The 18,859-nt window shown below is 53.8% G+C and carries 15 protein-coding genes; 8 read left to right on the forward strand and 7 right to left on the reverse strand.

Annotation, left to right across the window (positions count from 1 at the left end; translation table 11 throughout):
* Positions 1-796: LysR substrate-binding domain-containing protein (locus AC2FNN_RS15805; RefSeq protein WP_496759474.1), on the forward strand; the 796-nt coding region annotated here is incomplete at its 5' end.
* 57 nt (positions 797-853) lie between these two features.
* On the opposite strand, the gene AC2FNN_RS15810 is transcribed toward AC2FNN_RS15805, so the two are convergent.
* Positions 854-1,747 (reverse strand): LysR family transcriptional regulator, encoded by an 894-nt coding sequence (locus AC2FNN_RS15810; protein ID WP_496759475.1) that lies wholly within the window; start codon positions 1,745-1,747, stop codon positions 854-856.
* A 181-nt stretch (positions 1,748-1,928) separates the two neighbouring features.
* Here AC2FNN_RS15810 and AC2FNN_RS15815 point away from each other — a divergent pair, with 181 nt between their 5' ends.
* The 3 genes from AC2FNN_RS15815 to AC2FNN_RS15825 all read left to right on the forward strand — a co-directional run bounded on the left by AC2FNN_RS15815 (position 1,929) and on the right by AC2FNN_RS15825 (position 6,209).
* Positions 1,929-3,326 carry an aspartate ammonia-lyase gene (locus AC2FNN_RS15815; protein ID WP_496759476.1) on the forward strand — a complete coding sequence of 466 codons (1,398 nt, stop codon included), beginning with the start codon at positions 1,929-1,931 and terminating at the stop codon, positions 3,324-3,326.
* Positions 3,323-4,756, forward strand: coding sequence for a cysteate racemase (gene cuyB / locus AC2FNN_RS15820; protein ID WP_496759477.1), 1,434 nt, complete (start codon positions 3,323-3,325; stop codon positions 4,754-4,756). Before AC2FNN_RS15815 ends, cuyB begins: the two co-directional genes overlap by 4 nt.
* A 202-nt stretch (positions 4,757-4,958) precedes the next feature.
* Positions 4,959-6,209, forward strand: a complete 1,251-nt coding sequence (locus tag AC2FNN_RS15825; protein ID WP_496759478.1) for a dicarboxylate/amino acid:cation symporter — start codon at positions 4,959-4,961, stop codon at positions 6,207-6,209.
* A 476-nt stretch (positions 6,210-6,685) separates the two neighbouring features.
* On the opposite strand, the gene AC2FNN_RS15830 is transcribed toward AC2FNN_RS15825, so the two are convergent.
* The 6 genes from AC2FNN_RS15830 to AC2FNN_RS15855 all read right to left on the reverse strand — a co-directional run bounded on the left by AC2FNN_RS15830 (position 6,686) and on the right by AC2FNN_RS15855 (position 13,706).
* Positions 6,686-7,621, reverse strand: coding sequence for a TniQ family protein (locus AC2FNN_RS15830; protein ID WP_496759479.1), 936 nt, complete (start codon positions 7,619-7,621; stop codon positions 6,686-6,688).
* The gene (locus tag AC2FNN_RS15835) at positions 7,621-8,484 is read right to left on the reverse strand and encodes a TniB family NTP-binding protein (RefSeq protein WP_496759480.1); all 864 of its coding nucleotides are present in this window, start codon (positions 8,482-8,484) and stop codon (positions 7,621-7,623) included. The genes AC2FNN_RS15830 and AC2FNN_RS15835 overlap by 1 nt, the downstream gene beginning before the upstream one ends.
* Positions 8,453-10,102, reverse strand: coding sequence for a transposase (locus tag AC2FNN_RS15840; protein ID WP_496759481.1), 1,650 nt, complete (start codon positions 10,100-10,102; stop codon positions 8,453-8,455). Before AC2FNN_RS15840 ends, AC2FNN_RS15835 begins: the two co-directional genes overlap by 32 nt.
* 177 nt (positions 10,103-10,279) lie before the next feature.
* A complete protein-coding gene (locus AC2FNN_RS15845) occupies positions 10,280-11,209 on the reverse strand; it encodes a nucleotidyl transferase AbiEii/AbiGii toxin family protein (RefSeq protein WP_171238899.1) in 930 nt (309 codons plus the stop codon).
* Complete coding sequence (locus AC2FNN_RS15850) at positions 11,199-12,020, reverse strand: type IV toxin-antitoxin system AbiEi family antitoxin domain-containing protein (RefSeq protein ID WP_496759482.1); 822 nt, start codon at positions 12,018-12,020, stop codon at positions 11,199-11,201. Before AC2FNN_RS15850 ends, AC2FNN_RS15845 begins: the two co-directional genes overlap by 11 nt.
* 369 nt (positions 12,021-12,389) lie before the next feature.
* On the reverse strand, positions 12,390-13,706 hold the full coding sequence (locus tag AC2FNN_RS15855; protein ID WP_480473220.1) for a tetratricopeptide repeat protein: 1,317 nt from the start codon (positions 13,704-13,706) through the stop codon (positions 12,390-12,392).
* A 102-nt stretch (positions 13,707-13,808) separates the two neighbouring features.
* Here AC2FNN_RS15855 and AC2FNN_RS15860 point away from each other — a divergent pair, with 102 nt between their 5' ends.
* From AC2FNN_RS15860 to AC2FNN_RS15875, 4 genes are all read left to right on the forward strand, one after another.
* Entirely contained in the window at positions 13,809-14,108 is a 300-nt protein-coding gene (locus AC2FNN_RS15860) for a hypothetical protein (RefSeq protein ID WP_480535240.1), read from the forward strand.
* A 1-nt stretch (position 14,109) separates the two neighbouring features.
* Positions 14,110-15,747 carry a sulfatase-like hydrolase/transferase gene (locus tag AC2FNN_RS15865; RefSeq protein ID WP_480535239.1) on the forward strand — a complete coding sequence of 546 codons (1,638 nt, stop codon included), beginning with the start codon at positions 14,110-14,112 and terminating at the stop codon, positions 15,745-15,747.
* Positions 15,748-15,848: 101 nt separating this feature from the next.
* The gene (locus tag AC2FNN_RS15870) at positions 15,849-17,516 is read left to right on the forward strand and encodes a sulfatase-like hydrolase/transferase (protein ID WP_480535238.1); all 1,668 of its coding nucleotides are present in this window, start codon (positions 15,849-15,851) and stop codon (positions 17,514-17,516) included.
* A gap of 95 nt (positions 17,517-17,611) precedes the next feature.
* A complete protein-coding gene (locus tag AC2FNN_RS15875; RefSeq protein ID WP_496759483.1) occupies positions 17,612-18,820 on the forward strand; it encodes a DUF3179 domain-containing (seleno)protein in 1,209 nt (402 codons plus the stop codon).
* The last annotated feature ends 39 nt before the right edge of the window (positions 18,821-18,859 follow it).

An 18,859-nucleotide genomic window follows, 5' to 3' on the forward strand; every position in this document is an offset into this window, starting at 1 on the left:
CTTTTCGCGGCGCATTCGATCACTGGAACATTGGATCGGAAAAAGCTTGCTGGTTCGTGAGGCCAACCGGGTAGAGCTGTCTCCGACGCTACTACAAAGCGAACCTCAAATCCGGTCGCTGCTCGCGCATTTGCGGCAATTGCATGGGCATCTTAATAACCCGGAAGGCATCGGAGAACCGCTGGTGATGGCGACGCAGCACTCGCTTTCGGTGTCCGTCGTTCCGGAGATTCTTCGCAAACTCCGCGCACGCAGCGGATTGCCGCAAATCCGATTGCGCACGCAGAACCAAGTGACAGCGATGTCCACATTCCTGCGCCATGAATGCGACATTCTGGTGAGCTATGAATTCCGTGAGCTGCCCCAGGTGCCTTTCGATGACACCGTTGATCGTTACATTTGGCGGCGGGACACTTTGCTTCCGGTCGTCGGAGGCGCATTAAAATATGAGCTGCTGGAAGGTCAGATCCTACCACCGGAAGCCCCCTGCATTGATTTCCCCGCAGACAGCTTTTTTGGGCAGATTGTGTTACTGCATCAAGCTAAAGCGGACCGTGCCTGGACGGGAAGATCGGCTGTGGAAAGCGCGTTTTCGGTGGGGATCTCCCAGATGGTTTTGGAAGGAAGCGGCGCTGCCTGGGTTCCTCACTCGCTCATCCAGAATCACATAATTACTGGCGATGCCGTCATCCTCTCTCCGGAATACGGCCGCCTGCCGCTGGATATTGTTCTATACACCCACGTTTCCAACCCGCGCGGTACGAATTTCAGAAAGATGGTCGCCGAAACAGAGTAAGGGCCAGGAAACCCGCCGTAAGCATCACCCTTCTCCATTACAGACTTGCGATGTGCCTTACAGGTTTTGAGCCATCATCCAAAAGCGTTCCAACTCTGCTCGGGACCTCTCGATCGAACGGTAGAGTTTGATGTCGATTGAAAGCTCGAATTCTGGTTGGCTGATCTTCTGCAAACTCCCGTCTTTCAACTCTCGATCCGCCGCGCTTTCGGGAAGGAATGCAACGCCAATTCCCGCAAGACAAGCGGACTTAAGCGCCTCGGCAACGGAGTTTTCATAGATGGGGCTCACAATGTGACTCAGACCTCCGCGATCCAGACAAACCTGGGACACGCGGCCCAGAAAACTGTCAGGAGTGTATGACAGGAATGGAACCGGGCTTTTCCCTTCGAAGCTGTATTTGGCTCGCCCATCAGCATCGACAACGCTGACGGCAATGATCCGGTCTTTTGCGATGGTCGAAGACGGGTATCGGTTTTCATCTGAAATAGTGGGCACGGTCGGATGGGAATAGCACAACATAAAGTCTGCGCTTCCGGATAAAATTGCCTCGGCGCAGCCGGAGAAGTTTTCCGCGACCAGCCTGGTTTTGGTGGGACCAAGATGGCTGGACATTCGTGTCAGCCAGTTCGGGAAGAAGGAAATTGCCAAAGAATGAAGCGCGACGAAATCAAGCACCGATGCTTCCTGACGAGATAAGCCACGGATATCGCTTTTGGATTGCTTTAATGCGGCAACCGTGTCGATTGCGGTTTGCTTGAATGCATGACCTGCTGACGTAAGCTCAACCGGGTGTACGCTCCTGTCAAACAATGGGGTCCCGGTCCAGTTTTCCAGGTTTTTGATCCGCCGCGTGAAAGCCGACTGGCTTATGTTGCGCGCATCCGCCGCGCGGGCAAATACCCCAGCAGCTGAAAGTGCCAAGAAGTCTTCCAGCCAATCGATCTCCATCTAAATTCTCCAATTGCAGAAACTTCACACGGTAGAAGCATGTTGCAAAATTCGCAACACCTTTGCGAAAGTTGTCATGGGTGAGCGGACTTGATGGCGGTACGGTCAGACCAACACACTCACAGAGTCTCGGCCCCTCGCATTTGATGCAGGCCGCAAGACCACAAAAAGGTCTCAGATCATGAAACAACACAGAACAGAATCCGACAGCCTTGGCCCGGTAAAGATCCCGCTGGCAGCGACCTGGGGCAGCCAGACCCAGCGGGCACTGGAAAATTTCCCGATTACGGGGGTGGCGATCAGCCACTATCCGGAATTGATTGTCGGACTGGCGTCGGTCAAAAAGGCCTGTGCTATGGCCAACAAGGACCTGGGTGTCCTGCCCCTCCGGAAAGCGTCGGCCATTACGGATGTCTGTGACAAGATCATTGCCGGGGGCCATCACGATCAGTTTGTTGTTGATGTCATGCAGGGTGGTGCTGGCACATCGACCAATATGAATGCCAATGAAGTTATTGCAAATCTTGGGCTGGAAAAGCTTGGGGCAGATCATGGCGATTACAGCCAGCTTCACCCGAATGATGACGTGAACCGGTCACAATCCACAAATGACGTTTACCCCACAGCAATCCGTCTGGCTGTTCTGTCCAGGATCGCGCCTATGATTGAAGCAATGCATCTTCTAACCAAATCCTTCGACCAAAAGGCATGTGAGTTTCAGCATATTATGAAGGTCGGGCGTACCCAACTTCAGGACGCTGTACCCATGCCACTTGGTGCGGAGTTCCGGGGGTTTGCCACAACAATCAACGAGGATGCCGACCGGTTGAGGGACCTGTCGCGCCTTCTGACAGAAGTGAACCTTGGAGGCACGGCCATTGGCACCGGCATCAATGCCCCCGAAAGGTTTGGCGAAGTCGCTTTGGCGCATTTGCGCGACATTACCGGCGAGCCGCTTCAACTGGCCCCGGACCTGATTGAGGCTTCATCTGATCTGGGTGCCTTTGTGATGTTCTCAAGCACGCTCAAGCGGGTTGGCATCAAACTGTCTAAGATCTGTAATGATTTACGCCTGATGTCCTCTGGGCCGCGGGCTGGGCTTGGAGAAATCACTCTGCCCGCGGTTCAGGCAGGATCGTCCATTATGCCCGGCAAGATAAACCCGGTTATTCCCGAAGTTGTAAATCAGGTTTGCTATCAGGCAATCGGAAATGACCTGACCGTCACAATGGCCGCCGAGGCCGGCCAGTTCCAGCTCAACGCGATGGAGCCGGTCATCATCCATAAAGTGTTGGAAACCATGGGGTCTCTGACCAATGCAATGAATGTGCTGCGCACCCGCTGCGTGGACGGTATCGTTGCGGATGAGAAAAGATGCGAGATGTTGCTGAGCAACAGCCTTGTACATGTCACCGCACTGGCCCCGGTGATCGGATATGAGGCTGCCACCAAACTTGCAAAATATGCACAGGCGCATGGCTTGAACCTGCAAGAGGCCGCAAAACCCGGTTTGCCAGAAGAGCTTGCCGAGACTGCATTGCAGCACATGCACGGCAGGGCTCCGGAGATTGCCCAATGAACAAAAACCAATCTTTACGCATAGGAATCGTTGGCGGCCTGGGCGCCCTTGCCGGAGCCGACCTGCTGAACAGAATTGTTCAAAGGACACCGGTCAGGTCGGAAGAAGACCACAGGGAATTGATATTTCACCAGAAACCGCTGCGCGAGCCAGCCTCCCCCAAAGAGCTGAGCTACAGCCCAACACACCGAAAACTCTATGTTTTTGACACACTGTCCCGCATGGAACGGGATGGATGTGACGTGGCGCTGCTTCCATGTTTTGTCACCCATAGCTTTCTGCATGAACTGCAGGACGAGCTTGAACTGAAGCTGATCAGCATGACAGAGGCGATCGCCGCTGCCGTTACCAGACTGCGTCCCGAGCCGACAAAGATTGGTGTCATCACGACGCCTTTTGTCAGGAAAACTGGTTTGTTCGAGAACCTGTTTGGCAGGGAAATACAGATCCTCCATCCCCAGGGAGATCTGGAAAGTGCCGTCATGGAGGCCGTATATGGACGCATCGGTTTCAAAGCAGGACACTGCAATGAAGACGTTCTGAGACCCATAAATGCCGCCCTGACCAACCTATTCGAACAAGGCGCGACCGTGTTTGTGCCCGGTCTTTCTGAGCTGCCCTTGTTGCTCAACCAGCTTGACCTGCCAGACAACATGACGGCCATAGACACGGCGGCGGTTTACGCGGACTACGCCCTGCAAGAGACCCAGCCAGACCGCCGTCACCGGTTCAAAGTTGGAGTGGTCGGCGGTGTCGGACCTGCCGCAACCGTAGATTTCCTTGCCAAACTGGTCAAAGGGACCGAGGCGACCCGCGATCAGGATCACATAAAAGTCTTGGTTGAACAGAACCCGCAAATTCCTGACCGCACTGAAAATCTGGTCCGCGCAGGCACCGATCCAACTGTCGCCCTCTATTCTACCTGCAAAAAACTGGAACGCGGTGGTGCTGACATGCTGGTCATCCCTTGCAACACCGCCCACGCGTATGTCGATCGGATTCAGCGCCACCTTGATATTCCGATCATCAGTATCCTCGCCGCGACCACTGAACACATTAAAGAAACCACCCCAGAGACGCGTGTGGTCGGGATCCTCGGCACGGATGGAACAATACAAAGTGGTTTGTATCAAAAAGCACTTGATGAGGCAGGCCTTGCCCACATCACTCCCGATGACGATCATCAAAACCTGGTCATGGATTCAATTTATGGCCCGCTTGGCGTCAAAGCTGGATACACCGACGGTCTCTGCAAAGAGCATATTAGCCGAGCCTTTTCCCATCTGGTTGCGCGCGGAGCCGAGGCAATCATTCTCGGCTGTACGGAATTGCCGCTCGTCGTGACCGAAAGCGCAGACGCATTGGGGGCGCTTCCTGTCGACCCGACCGATGTGCTCGCCCGCAAATGTGTACAGCTCGCAAAATTCTAGGCGCCACCGACACTTTATCCGACCGAAGAAACGGCATTGCAAATATTGCAATGCTGTTTCTCTATTTGCGCGACCATGATCGGCACGACGGTGTTACCTTGCGGCGACTGCAGGCAGCTCATTCCAGTTGACTGCCATGGAAAGGGAGAACCTATTGATGAATACCAGTCGAAAAACAGGGTTTATGGCACCTTGGAGGAATATGCTTCTTTGGAAGCAAATCGTGATCGCGCTTGTTCTTGGTGTGGTTACGGGCGTGTTGCTGAACGCAACCGGAAACGCAGCAATTGCGGGCATGATCAAGAACATTGGAACCCTGTTCCTGTCGCTAATCAAAATGCTGATTGTCCCGTTGATCTTCGTATCGCTCGTTTGCGGTATGACATCGGTCAGCGACATGGCCCGCATGGGGCGAATTGGCCTGAAGTCGATTGTATTCTATCTGGGCACAACTGCATTCGCGATCACGATTGGACTCGCTTTGGGCCTGCTGTTGCAACCCGGCGCAGGAATTGATCTGAGCACCGCAGCCGCAATGGAACCCAAAGCGTCTCCGCCTTTCATCCAGCAGCTTATCGGGATCGTTCCCAAAAACCCAATCGCCGCTGCCGCGGATGGCAACGTGCTTCAGATCATTTTCTTTGCGATTATGTTCGGTCTGGCTATCAACCTGGTGGGTGACGCTGGAAAGCCGGTCAGGGATTTCTTTGAAGCCCTAAATTCCGTCATCTTGAAGCTGACTGAGATTGTGATCAGTTTTGCACCATATGGTGTGTTTGCACTGATGGCCTGGGTCGCCGGAACCTATGGTCTGGATCTCCTGTTGCCTTTGGGAACCGTGATTGCTGCGCTCTATATTGGTTGCTTTCTGCATGCCGTCATTGTTTATGGCGGGCTTGTTTCGATCCTTGCGCGCTTGAACCCAATCCGCTTCTTCCAAGGCATCATCGAGCCCCAGATCGTGGCCTTCACCAGCACGTCCTCTTCGGGGACACTGCCGGTCACGATGACGGCGGTTCAGCAGAACCTTGGCGTGAACCGGTCGGTTGCAAGCTTTACGCTGCCGCTTGGCGCGACAATCAACATGGACGGAACCGCCATGTACCAAGGCGTTGCGGCTCTTTTCGTGGCACAGGCCTTTGGGATAGAGCTGGGCATGTCGGAATATGTCACAATTATTCTGACGTCGACACTTGCCTCCATCGGCACCGCTGGTGTGCCGGGTGCCGGGCTGGTGATGCTGTCGCTTGTTCTGAGCTCGGTCGGCCTGCCTTTGGAAGGTGTAGCCATCATCGCAGGCATCGACCGCATTCTCGACATGGCACGTACATCGCTCAACGTTACCGGCGACGCTGCCTGCACCGTCATTATTGCGAAATCCGAAGATCAACTGGATCTGGATGCCTACGATACTCCCCATGTGCTAAAATCGCCCGACGTTTCGCGGGCGTAATTAACAAAGCACATCACTGCGGCCGCCCTGATAAGGGCGGCCGTTTTTCTGTTCAGGACGTCGCCTGAATGATGCCGTCACCCTCCGCCCCTATCTCAAATTGTTGGTTCAGTTAAGTTGATCCCTTGGCAATGACTCAGGTTGGCGGGAACACTAGCAGGCCACCCCGACCCCTTCACTAGTCTGCTCACTTTAGCGTCTGGATAGAACCGGCGAGCAGGTCTGGAAGCGCTATAGCCACACGGATGGTTCGAGAGTATTTGTCAGATCAGACCAGATTTGTGCATTTCCCTCGCCCTGTTGATCAGAGAGGCGGATCAGTATGATGCCCAGATCCTGATGCGGCAAGTCATGTAATCGCTGCAGCCGCCTTTCGGTTAAATGCCGTCTGTCACTGTGCCCTTAATTACTGGACGCAGAAACATTGCCGTACATTTGACCCGGTTTTGTGCCCTTAATTCTCGGATATCCACAGGCTAACGGCGACTTTTTTCGAGGGTGCGATCCGCACATCGGAGCAACTCCGCACGGTCCGCATTCACACCGAGTTGTTCGATTGCTATTTTCGCCGCTGCCAGAAAATCGGGTTTAGTTGTGTTGTCGGATTTTCGTGCCGGGAACCAGGCCTTCTGAATTTTGCGATCATCTTTCGCCGGGGCTGGCGAACTGCATGAAAAGTGAACGAGTTGATCCAATAAATTGCGTTGACCAGGGAATGCCATGCGTAGCCTATCTCGTGCTGAAGGATCACGACGCATCGCAGTAGATACGGCCACCAATGGTCGCGTCATCAATAGGTGAACAGCAGCGAGCATAGCATACCGGTCATGGCGGGATTTGGAGCAGAGCCCCGCTTGACGAAGTTCTGGCGCAAGTACCCGTACAACCTGTAGCGCCAAGTCTAATTGCCGAACAACATGCTGACTTCCGCGCCAATACAGTTGCTCCAACCACGCTGCGCCCTTCAAAGCTCGGACTTCCAACCGTAAGGGAACTTGAAACTCTGCACCTGGCGTCGTGCCGAGAGGTAACAGGCCAGTACCGCAGGAATTGCAGATCATAGACCAAGCATAGCGCCAGTGCCGCAGGGAAACTCCAGGCACTTTCCGCGTACATGTCGGACAGTACTGAAAGTCTGAACAGGGCACACATTCGACTGGAAATCCTGCGCGACGCTTGAGCAACATGCTCTGTATGTCACTCGACGGCAGATGAGCCAGAGTACCGAACCGTTCGATATTTGCGCCTCGCAGATCGTGACTGGTCTCCGGCGGCTTATCACCCGAAAACCCGAGATAGCCAAGCAATTCAGGAACAGAGCAATAATTGACTTCAGCAAGCCGGGTGACCCAACTTGATAACAATTCGTCTTGTAGCGGCGGAGGACGCCTCGGCAGAGGACGAATAGTCACTAAAACACCGGAACGGGCTGTCTTCGAATGTTCCAGCTGTGCTTTGCCCAGATCGGTTGCCAGGCTTGAACCGCCTCATCAGTGATACGCTCCTCGCCTGTCTCGATAGCGTCTATCGCAAGCGCCTTGACCATCGTGAATACCCGCGACGTAACACCGCCGGTCACACCCAGAATGGTTCGAAGCGAATGCACACTGAGGCTGGATCCGCGCTCCAATTCCATCGCAGCAATCAGCGTCTGGATAAGACGAGAGAACTCGATATCGTCTTCCCAGAGCGGCAAGAAATGCTCGTCCAAACGCCGGGCCAGTTGTTCATCGCCGCGAATGGCGTCGACCGCTTCATTCACACCAAAGACGACGAGAGATGCACAGAGATCATTAGCGAGGAACCGCAGCATGTTTAGGAAACGCCGTTGCTCGCGATAGCTGCCCGCCAGCAAGTTGTGGACTTCGTCGATCATGATCATCTTCAGGTCCATGTCGCGCAAGTGGCTGAGGGCGCGCACCTCAAGTTCGGACACCGTGTGCCGCCCCCACATAGGCGCACCGATTGATGCCAGAATATGCTGATAAAATCGCCTCTCATCTGGAGCGGGTGGCGCCTGCAATAACAGGATCGGTGTTTGGGTAACGCCAATATCTGCTTCGTATTGAGTTGGGTACAGGCTTTCCATTCGCTTAGCGATCATGGTCTTTCCTATCCCTGAACTACCGTAAACCATAAGGCCAGGCATCCGGGACTGTCTTGGCATCTCCATGAGAGACGTGAGCCTGTTGAGTACAATATTTGCGCGATCGAATGCGATCCACCGGTCACTACGGACCAGGTCAAGTCTTTCGTTTGTTTCCATGAATGTCATCTATCGGGTAGGTAGGAAGATCCGGATTACTGGTATCGATCGCGAACATCTCGCGGGATGGATCGCGTCTGGTTTTGTCGTTAGGAAGTCGCGCTTGACGTTCACCCTCCAGCCGCGCCGCCAGGGTTTGCTGCTTTGCCGCGTGCGCGATGCGCCTTTGTTCTTCAATAATTTGAAACAGCATCGCCTCCGGGATCGTCCCGCCGTGGCGTTCGTGAAATATCGCACGCGCACGCCGCGACTCCCAAAGCGAAATCCGTGGCCGCGACAGATTCTTGTAGCGCGCTACTATGGTCCGTCCTTCGTCATTTACAGCCCAAATCTGGGACATATCGCGAGGGTCGTACTTGACAGTAACCTTCCCAACGCCACGACCGATCATTGGGCCGAATGCGTCGCTCCAATAGCCGACAGAAAACAGTTTGATCCCGGTTCGAGCGAGCTGTCGATGTTCGGAAGGAAGAAAGCTGATGCGAAACGCCTCGGTATCGACAACCTTTCTGCTTGCGCCATCGCCACCGAGGTCTGCCCAAGCCGCGAGCGGTGCTCTCCCCAATCCGCTGTGACGCGTGTTGTGATAGCGACATATCTCTAAGTGCAGCCAATCCTCGAACTCCTCCAATGTCATTGCCGCATTGTCAGAGCTGTCGTAATCCCCCCTGTTCTTGGGGGATGATTGCGTTGTTCCCGGAAGTACATGAACTGCGCCCATGGTTGTCCCTATCAGACGTTCGATGTGGCCGCCATAATGCGCGCGACCTGGTGGCCTGTACTCGATTGAGATTCCCCAATCTGCACAGGCCGACTGGAAGGCGTCGCTTCGGAAATCCCGTCCGTTGTCAACATGAACGGCTTGCGGAATCCCAGCAGCAGGCCAATACAACTCCTCCAGTATCTCTGGCGCGCGGATCGACTTCGTTCGCACGCAATGGTGCAGACACAAACTGATGGACAAGACGGACGGCGTATCGAAACTCACATACGCACCCAGAACAACGCGGGTCGCGACATCGATTGCGAGAGTCAGCCAAGGTCGCCCCAAAGGCTTACGCTCGAATTGATCGACGAGAATGATGTCAGCCAGAGTGTGATCGATTTGGACTACTTCCAAGGGGCGCTCCACGTCCAAGCCCCCTACCCTCGGTTCGAAAGCTTGCCTCGCCGCCTTTGCGCCTTTTCGTTTCCGCATCACTTCGCGTTGATCCATAGCGTCGACACGCGACTTGATCGTACGCCGAGTGGGAGGACGATAGCCTCTCGCTGCGCACTCCGCCCGGATCTCGTTGACGATCCTCAGAAAACTTGGTGGTTCTGGAACGAGGTAGTGTTTACGTAGAACGCGCTCAATTGTGCTTTCTACATCCGGTTCCAAGCGTCGTGAACCATACTTCGGACCGCGTCGTTTAGGGAGTAAGGAGCTCGCGCGCCCATCATTTATCTTGAGGCGACGGTAATAATCCCATGCGGTGCTTCTCGAAACGCCCATCTTCTGGGCCGCTTCCAATAGTAACGGTCCAATATCCTGCCCTGACTCCTCAAGTTCCAGTATCGGACGCAACGCATTGGCCCGTTCAACTGCGAGCGCTCTTTCTTCTGAGTTCTCTACTTCATTAGACAAGATCATCCCCACGCGACTTATCCACAGGACACTCCGTCCGGGAATTAAGGGCACAGTCCGGTAATTAATGATACAGTCTGGAAATTAAAGGCACAATCAAGCACTGATTTTACTCAACTTTCTCAAGCTAACGTCCAGCAATTAAGGGCACAGTGACAGTCGGACCCTGAATTTCAATCAGTCGAAGAGGTGACCTAGGAGTTTTTCGAGTTCTTCCCTCTGCTCGGCGTGCTTTTTCGGGTTGTCCCGGATTAGGCGCTCCAGATTGAGAAGCTTCCAACGCACGGCGGGAAGATTGGCGGCCTGCGGTCGATCTATTACGGCGAAATCCGGCGCGCCATCCTGCAGACTGAGCAAGAATTGTCTGGTGGGTTTGTCGAAGCGAGATTGGATATCCGCAATCAGTTGGTTGCGCGTCGTCAGTAGGTCATCCAGGCCGACGACTGACTTAGTCATGCCCTCGAACTCACGCACATAAGGTTGATCTAGGGCAATCAGGTTGGGATTCAGCAATTCGTGTGCCGGACGTGCCGAACAGGCGATGTAGATCAGGAAAGTCCGGAACAGATCATCCGTCAGTCCTTCGTGTTCATAGAGAAGCTTTACATCATAGAGATCGCGTGGATGCTGGCGATCCACGGCTGCGTGGAGCTTACCGCCGAACAAATCTTCGAATGAGACGATCTGAATTTCTGCATAGCCAAACGCGTCTGCTACAGCGTCGGAGACCGCCCGGGTTTCGGGGTCGTGAACAACGCCGCGCGTGACTGGCGAGGTTTCGATTTTGACTTCTGCACCTTCCAGACGCGCAAGCACGCGGGTGGCGCCGCCCCCACCTCCTTTTATTCTTTGAGCCTTGGCCCCGTTGATGCCCCTTTCGATCGACTTAGCGATACGATCCATGGCTTCGTTGATCTCGGCGAGGCTCTGTTCGCGCTCTTTTATCGGCAGATATGTCAGGTCGATATCAACCGAGAGCCGCGGTAGATCGCGATAGAAGAGGTTGATTGCTGTCCCGCCCTTGAGCGCGAATATCTCTTCCTTCGCTACGTAAGGCAATACACGCACGAGAAGGGCGACCTGGGATTCATAGTTCCTACGCGCCATTTTCTGCCTCTGTCGTGGCGAACTCTTCCGGTACCATGATACGATATCGCGGATGTATCCGGCCACCTTTGACCAATGCTCGATCCCCCGTCCCGAGGTTGAAGGCGTCAGCATCAAGTCGTTTGCGCCAGGGGTGATTGTGGCGATCCGCAAAAACGAAGAAGAGGCGCCTGATTTTTATTTTCTTGCAGCTCAACAAGAGCGCCGAGAGCAACTTAGGTCGTAGCGTCGTCAAGCCCTCGAACACCATGTCGAGGTTGTGAAAACTCTCATGGTCCGGCAATTCGTCCATAGCTTCCATGACCGCCCGTTCGGGGGCCGACATGCGCAGTTGCCAGTCCCACGGGAGGGAGTTTTCAGATTTTAGGTCGTCATTTGTAACGCCAAGTGCCTGGTCAGTGAACAACGACGTATTGCGCGTTTCTATAGGTGCATTGAGTGGCAGCTTCGTGAGCCAGTTGGGTATTTTGTAGCCATAGATCCAGATAGGGGCGTTGTCTCCCAAATGCAGGTAGTGGTCGTAGCCCTGTTGAGAGAGAGCAGTTTTGCCGCCGACATGAATATCATAGCCCATGATATAGTGCATCGAGATCAGGCAGGCCTTCCAGTCAATGGTGTTTGATGCGGGCGGATTGGGAACAGGTCGGCGGAAAACGCCGCGGTGAACGCGTTCGAGCCAGCCCCGTTTTACATAGTCGCGAAAGGTTTCGTAGGCTATGCCATGGGCGGTGAGCCAGTTGGCATCGACGAGATACCCAGCGGGCACCGAGTCGAGAACTTTCTTCAGATTTTGCGATCTTCCAGCGTTCATGACGCCCTAAATCGTATAATTTCAAAGAAAAGGCAAGAGGATCTCTTTGAAAAGTACATCTTTAAAGCGTCTATAGCGCTGAAAATAGCACATTATTAAAAACACAGCGCCACGCGGAAACCCATCGGAATACCCGGGATAAATGGAAGATTCCGGTGCCAAGGGCGGGAAGCAGAAGTTCGCTGCGAGTGCAAAGATTATCTCATCGGGAGCCAAGAGCAGACCTTTGTCTGTCCATCACACACCCATTCGGTATCGATGAACTTTGTTTTGATCTCGTCTGGAGGTTCGTCCACTTCACAACCAACGCATCTCCTTCTTGGAAGCGCATGCCTCTGAACGAATTATTACAAACCCTATAGAAAATCGTCAGGGCTTGGCGGGTCCTGACCAACCTGCAGCTATCATTGCACTGATCAGCTCTTGAACTGGCTGTGGGTCTACAAACACCCGAGCCTTTAGTTTTTCGAGGGGGAAGCTTGGCCAAGTGTCCGAAAATACTCTTGCAAGCCGCTGTGCCTCAGCTTGTTCTCCGTTCCTCCAGTGGGCTGCCATAAGGTAAGCTGCGGAAATTGGTCCGAACGGCCCACCGCGAGATATTGTTTTATCAAACGTTCGGATTGCGGCAGCATAGTCTCCCGTGTGGAACTGAGCCGCACCCAATGCGTTGTCAAAAACTAGCCCTCCACCGTTTTGGGCCAGTGCTCTATATCTCACTGATTGCGACAGAACCCGATCAAAATCGGACGTGTAAAGGGAGATCAGGGCGTCGAATTCAGCAACATGTGAATCATCGGGTGCCAAGTCTACGGCCCTTTGGGATAATCCAACCGCGCTTTCATAATTGCCCACCCCAAATTCAAACCAGGCCCGAGCTGAAAGCGACCATGCTGCATCCGGAGCCATTTCCAAAGCATAAGCACTATTCTTGTCGGCCGCGCGCAAAAACTCATTTGAACTTGGACTGCCGGATTTCATGATGGCGAACATGGTTTCGACCTGAGAAGCGCCTGCGTACCCCCCGTAGAACAACGGGTCTCGTTCAATTGCTGTTTGAAATATCAACAACGCAGGTTGAAGGCGTGCCAAATCTGTAACCGGGAAAATTAGATCCCGGCCTGCGTTGCTTAGGTTCATTGCTTCGACGCGGGCTGGAGACACGTCGTAGATCGCAGTTTTGCCAGTTTTTGGAGCAACAGATTGCAAACTGCGGCCGATCAGAACGCCGGTTAGAATACCGGCTACTAGAATTGAAAGCGAGATAACGACCAAGGTAACCCGTTGCCTTACGCGTAAGCTTTGTCTGCTTCGATCGGAGCCCGACAAAAATTGTGGTGCGTAACTTCCGACAGGCAATGAGATTACCAGTTCGTCAGCGGCCCCTTTACTTTCATAATAAGCTTGGAGCTTTCGCCGAACACGTCCGGCATCCACACGCACGACACCTTCGCGTTTCAATAGCTCATCCGCCTCGTAGCCATAAATATCCATTGCAATGGTCTTAGCGCGTATCTCGTCGGAACGACCCTCCAGTGTTTCTGTCACAACGTAAGACAGGAATGATCGCATGCGGGCGGATCCTTTAAATTCATCCGACCCCAGAACCTTATTTAAAGCGACACGCACCTGCTCGCTCGAGAAGTGTTGAGTACCAGTCTGATCCTGATTTCCCACGCTGACGTTCAAAAACTATCCTTTCACAATAAGGGTTTGACGTCACGTTGCTACCGTATCATGCGGCTTGAAACGTGCAATATATATTCTTTTGGATGCATGCTTAGAGGGAGTATGCCTAAAAAAGCGCTGCCAATGACGGATGATGAATTCTTTGAATCTCAATTTCCCAAAGCGGGTCGTCTGCTACGGAACCTGCGGGAAAAAGACCAAGAGTTCGATCAAATTTGCCGCGACTACAAAGAGGTTTTTGCAGAACTGGCGGCGCCATCAAAGTCTCAGTCAGTTCTGCAGATACGCTACCTTGCCGATCTGGCAGAAAGCCTTTCGGACCTGCGAAGCAGTATTGACGGACTCCTGCGGGCTCAGGGCGCGCATGCGGAATCGGTACGGAACAAAGATTTGGAGGTTTGACATGAAACTTAGATATATCTTGCCTACGTTGTTGATTGGTGCTGGCTCCGTGCTTGCTCAGGAAACCCCCATTGTTCATGACGGCGAGTTTGAATTCCTCCGCGCGCAGTTTGGTGAGGCATGGGATGCACAAGACGTTGAAGTCGACGCCAAGTTGGCCGAAATACGTGACGCCAATGGCGGCAAGCCTCCTAATTTTCTCTACATCCTAATCGACGACGTTAGCTTTGGTCAGATGGGTGACCGCAAGATGAATTACGTCATGGGGATCGAGACACCCAGCATCAATCAATTGGCCGCCGAAGGTTTATCGCTGATGCGCATGTATACCGAACCCTCCTGCACCCCGACCCGCACCGCCATGTTGACAGGGCGCCACCCAATTCGCGCAGGTGTGGAAGAGGTCAAGGTGGCTTTGGTCGGCGAGGGCCTTCCGGCCAGTGAAGTGACATTGCCCGAGATTCTGAAGCAGGTCGGCTACAATACGGCGCATGTCGGCAAATGGCACCAAGGCGACATCGAACAATCGTACCCCCACAATCAGGGGTTCGATTGGGCCGCATTTCCACTTCACCAGCAAGTACAGCTGAGCCTGATGACTCCCGAGGCAATGCGGTCAAACACCATGCTCGGTTATGTGCCCGAGGGGCAGAACAATCAGTTCCTGCTGGATGAACGGTTCAAGCCATATGGCCTTGTCACCGGTGTCGAGGCCGAAGCCGGTGGACCCGCCCAGGAAGTAGAAATGTCAGCCGGTGAGGTGTGGACGCAGGCCAAATATGAAGAGATGAACGAGCGATATCAACGGCAGGCGCTGGAGCAACTTGAACGCGTCGCTTCTGAGGATGCGCCATTCTTCTTACAATACTGGCCGCTTTACCCGTTGAACTTCGTCTACCCTGATCAGGCAATTTCACGAAATGGCGGGTTTCATGCCGACAAGCTGCAACTGCTTGATGGTTGGATCGGAGATCTTTTGGCCAAGCTTGAAGAAACCGGCAAAGCGGACAACACAATTGTTGTTCTGATGGCGGATAATGGCCTTATGTATCACTACGAAGGCTCATCCGGTCTGAACCAGCTGATCTATCGCGGTGGCAAGACCCAGCATCTTGAAGGCGGCGTAAGAACTGATGCGTTCATTCGCTGGCCTGGTGTGATCGAAGCCAACAGTGCAGTCGGTGACATTTTTCATGTCTCAGATATATTCACCACGATGGCGCGGATTGCCGGAGCCACAGACTTTATACCAAGGGACCGCGTGATAGACGGCATCGACCAGACGGCCTTGCTGTTGAACGGCGAGGGAAACGGGCGGCGCGACTATGTCTATATCTACGAAGGGCCTGTCTTGCGCTCGGTCGTCAAGCAGGAGTTCAAGATGCATCTTCCTGCACCCGGCCAACCCGGCGCGGCTGCTCCGACTTATAATATCTATCGGGACCCCCGCGAGGAACATCCTTTGGTGGGCTACTCGCTTTGGGCCGGGGCATCTTTTCAAGATATGATCAAGCGTCACCAGAAGATGATCGCCAAGTATCCCCATTCAGAGATTGGCAAAGGTACCCCTTATGAAGGCATAGAAAACCTGCGCCCGGAATCCGAACTGACCCGCGACGTATTCATGAGTTGGCAGTGAGATCACAAAATTGGTAATTATTTGAATATAACGATGTTATAGATTGTCACCGCATCGAAGATCAAAAACCGAAGCTTTGCTTCGAGCTTGGGAGAGATGGAATGAAACAACAATGGCTTCTGGTTTTGTGTGCAGGCATTGCCACCTCACCTTTGCAGGCTCAGGACGCACCTATTCAACACGATGCTGAGTTTTACATTCTGCAAACCCAACACGCGGAACAATGGGTGCAGGATGATGCTGCCGTCGATCAGACTCTGGCCGCTTTTCGTGACGGCAACAATGGGCAACCCCCAAACATCGTCAGCGTTCTGATTGACGATATGGGCTTTGGCGATATGGGTATACCCGAGCTCAACGCTGTTCGTGGGTACGACACCCCGAACATCAACGACTTTTCGGATGAAGCGATGCGTATGGTTCGGATGTATACTGAACCGTCATGCACCCCGACTCGTGTGGCACAAATGACCGGTCGCTTGCCGGTACGTATGGGAATGGGCGACACGACGGTTGATATCGCTGGCTTTGGGTTGCCCGATAATGAAGTGACACTGGCCGAGGTTTTGAAACAAGCAGGATATGCAACCAGCCATGTCGGCAAGTGGCATATGGGTGACATTTCCGAAAGCTGGGCCATGAATCAGGGCTTTGATTACGCTCAACACGCCATTCACCAGCAGGGCCAACTGACCATCTTCAACGATGATGCGATCAAGGAACAGGTCTCGGTGGCAATCCGGGATTATGACGACAAATACACGCTGGATGGCTGGTTCCGACCGGATGCCTCGGCGATGATGACCGTCATCGAGGGTGAGACCGGCGGCCCCATTCGCGAAATCCGCATGAAAGCCGGAGAACGCTGGAACGCCGAGAAATACGACGAGATGAACCAGGCGTTTCAGGACAAAACCCTATCCGAACTTGACCGCTTGGCCTCAGGGGACGCACCGTTCTTCCTGCAATATTGGCCGATGATCCCGCTGGACAATACCCGCGCCGGCCGTGACGGGCCGGAAAGTGCCAATGGTGGCTTGTATGTCGACAAGATGCAGCTTCTGGATCAATGGCTGGGCGATCTGTTCACCCGAATGGATGATCTAGGGCTCAGCGACAACACCATCGTTGTGGTCATGGGCGACAATGGGCATTTCACCAAATACGCGCCGCAATCCGGGTTTACCCCACTGATTTACGCGGGTGGTAAAGGCGACACGACCGAAGGTGGCGTGCGCGTCGATGCCTTCATCCGCTGGCCGGGCATGATTGAAGCCGACGGGTTGCTAAACAGCATCATTCACGTCTCAGACCTCTACACCACGCTCTCGCGATTTGCAGGGGCGGATGAGTTCATTCCCAGGGACCGTCTGGTCGATGGTGTCGATCAGTCGGCGGCGCTACTGTTTGCAGATGAATCGAAGGCGCGACGCGATCACGTGATCATTTATTCGGTCGCGAAACCCGAGGCGATCGTTAAGGATCAGCTCAAGCTCAAACTGCCGGGACCAGGTGAGAGCGCAATTTTAGCAAAATTCTTCGATCTTTACCGCGACACCCGCGAAGAATACTCGGTCTCAACCGAAGTCGGATCTTGGGGCGGACAGGAATTCGTACGTATACTGGGCCGCCACAAGGCGCGGAAAGAGAAATACCCCGATACTCCGCCCGCCTACGGCATACCTTATGAAGGGATTGAGAACATTCGTCCTGAGACACAGCAAGCCGTTGAAGCTTTCATGATCAAGCGCGCGTCGACCCAGAAGTAGGCCTGTTCTTTCGTAATGAACCGCGAAGGACTGTAATCACCAAAATCGAGGATCTCAGCATTGTTGGCAGCTTAATTTTCGCACTGGGATTGATCGTGTCACTCGGAATCGGGTTTGTCTATTTCCGCGACCTTGGCGATGTCTCGCAAATGCTGCTGAAAGTAAAGCGCGAGAATATGGTGCGCTTTATCCGGCATGAATACCGCCTGATTGGCATTGGCCTGGGCGGATTTGTAGTGGCAACCCTTGCACATTTCCTTTTGGGGGGCGGCCCTTTCTGGCTTTGGCTTGTAACGGCTGCGCTGACCTTGCTTCTTTATGGGTTTCCCTATGTGTGGGTGCATTTGGGCCTGAGAAACCAGCTCAACGACGCCCAGTATTTTTCTATCGAGGAAGCGCGAAAATATGTCGGTCCAACAGCGCCAGTCATCGTCATCGAACACAATGGTCACGCGCGCGCGCACCCGGATGCGCAGATCATGCGCCCTCATTTGGCGGGCGATGTAGATGGGCTGGGGGGCGAGGATGTGGTCATGACTTACTGCGCGATGGCCAATCTGGGTCAGGGGTACACACCGCGAATAGAAGGACGGCGCCTGAACCTTGAGGTTCTGGCCCAGCATGGCAACAACTTGATACTGCGTGACAACGACACGGGCGATCCGATCCAGCATATCTACGGTTTTCGCGAGGCGGATCGCGACCCCAACTCCGAGGGTCCTGCTTGCCCTCTCCGGCCCGAAGCGCAAATGAGGCCTTGGCCCACCTTTCGAATGACATTCCGCGGGTTTCAGAAAGCCTATCCAGAAGGTGAGGTGTTTCTGAACAAACCATCCACGAACCCTTTGCTGCGTCTGCTGGACATGATGACCGAGATCACCTTTGGCTGGGGCATCGGACGCCAACATCAGGAAGACGCTCCTGTGATGGACAACATGGATCGTTCAGACCACCGGTTGCCGAACAAAACCTACGTCTGGGGAATTACGATTGGTCAAGATGTCGCTTGCTGGACCGACGATTTCATCATCGAGAACAACTGGATCGTGACCGCCAAAGTCGGAGGACGGGATGTCGTGGTCAGCCTGGATCCGAAATATGAAAGCCTGGGCGTTTGGTATAACGACTCGGGTCAACCGGTGGCCAAATGCGATTTCTGGGGTCACTCGGATCAGGGTCAGCTAAAACGTGTAGAAACCCTGCGCGCAGGCGTATTCTGGCACGTTTGGTCCGAGTTTTTCCCGAACACAGATATCAATCGCGTCGGCAACAGTTCGATGGCGACGGAAGAAGCTGCGGAATGAAAATCAGGACCACACAATTTCAAACCAACGACAATTTAT

The organism is Ruegeria sp. BHSA118, from assembly GCF_059613405.1.

Excerpts from the sequence above, each read along its gene's own strand:
- AC2FNN_RS15865 (WP_480535239.1), top strand. The coding sequence starts at position 14,110 with ATGAAACTTAGATATATCTTGCCTACGTTGTTGATTGGTGCTGGCTCC.
- AC2FNN_RS15825 (WP_496759478.1), top strand. The coding sequence starts at position 4,959 with ATGCTTCTTTGGAAGCAAATCGTGATCGCGCTTGTTCTTGGTGTGGTT.
- AC2FNN_RS15870 (WP_480535238.1), top strand. The coding sequence starts at position 15,849 with ATGAAACAACAATGGCTTCTGGTTTTGTGTGCAGGCATTGCCACCTCA.
- AC2FNN_RS15815 (WP_496759476.1), top strand. The coding sequence starts at position 1,929 with ATGAAACAACACAGAACAGAATCCGACAGCCTTGGCCCGGTAAAGATC.
- AC2FNN_RS15835 (WP_496759480.1), bottom strand. The coding sequence starts at position 8,484 with ATGACATTCATGGAAACAAACGAAAGACTTGACCTGGTCCGTAGTGAC.
- AC2FNN_RS15850 (WP_496759482.1), bottom strand. The coding sequence starts at position 12,020 with ATGAACGCTGGAAGATCGCAAAATCTGAAGAAAGTTCTCGACTCGGTG.
- AC2FNN_RS15860 (WP_480535240.1), top strand. The coding sequence starts at position 13,809 with ATGCCTAAAAAAGCGCTGCCAATGACGGATGATGAATTCTTTGAATCT.
- AC2FNN_RS15845 (WP_171238899.1), bottom strand. The coding sequence starts at position 11,209 with ATGGCGCGTAGGAACTATGAATCCCAGGTCGCCCTTCTCGTGCGTGTA.
- AC2FNN_RS15810 (WP_496759475.1), bottom strand. The coding sequence starts at position 1,747 with ATGGAGATCGATTGGCTGGAAGACTTCTTGGCACTTTCAGCTGCTGGG.
- cuyB (WP_496759477.1), top strand. The coding sequence starts at position 3,323 with ATGAACAAAAACCAATCTTTACGCATAGGAATCGTTGGCGGCCTGGGC.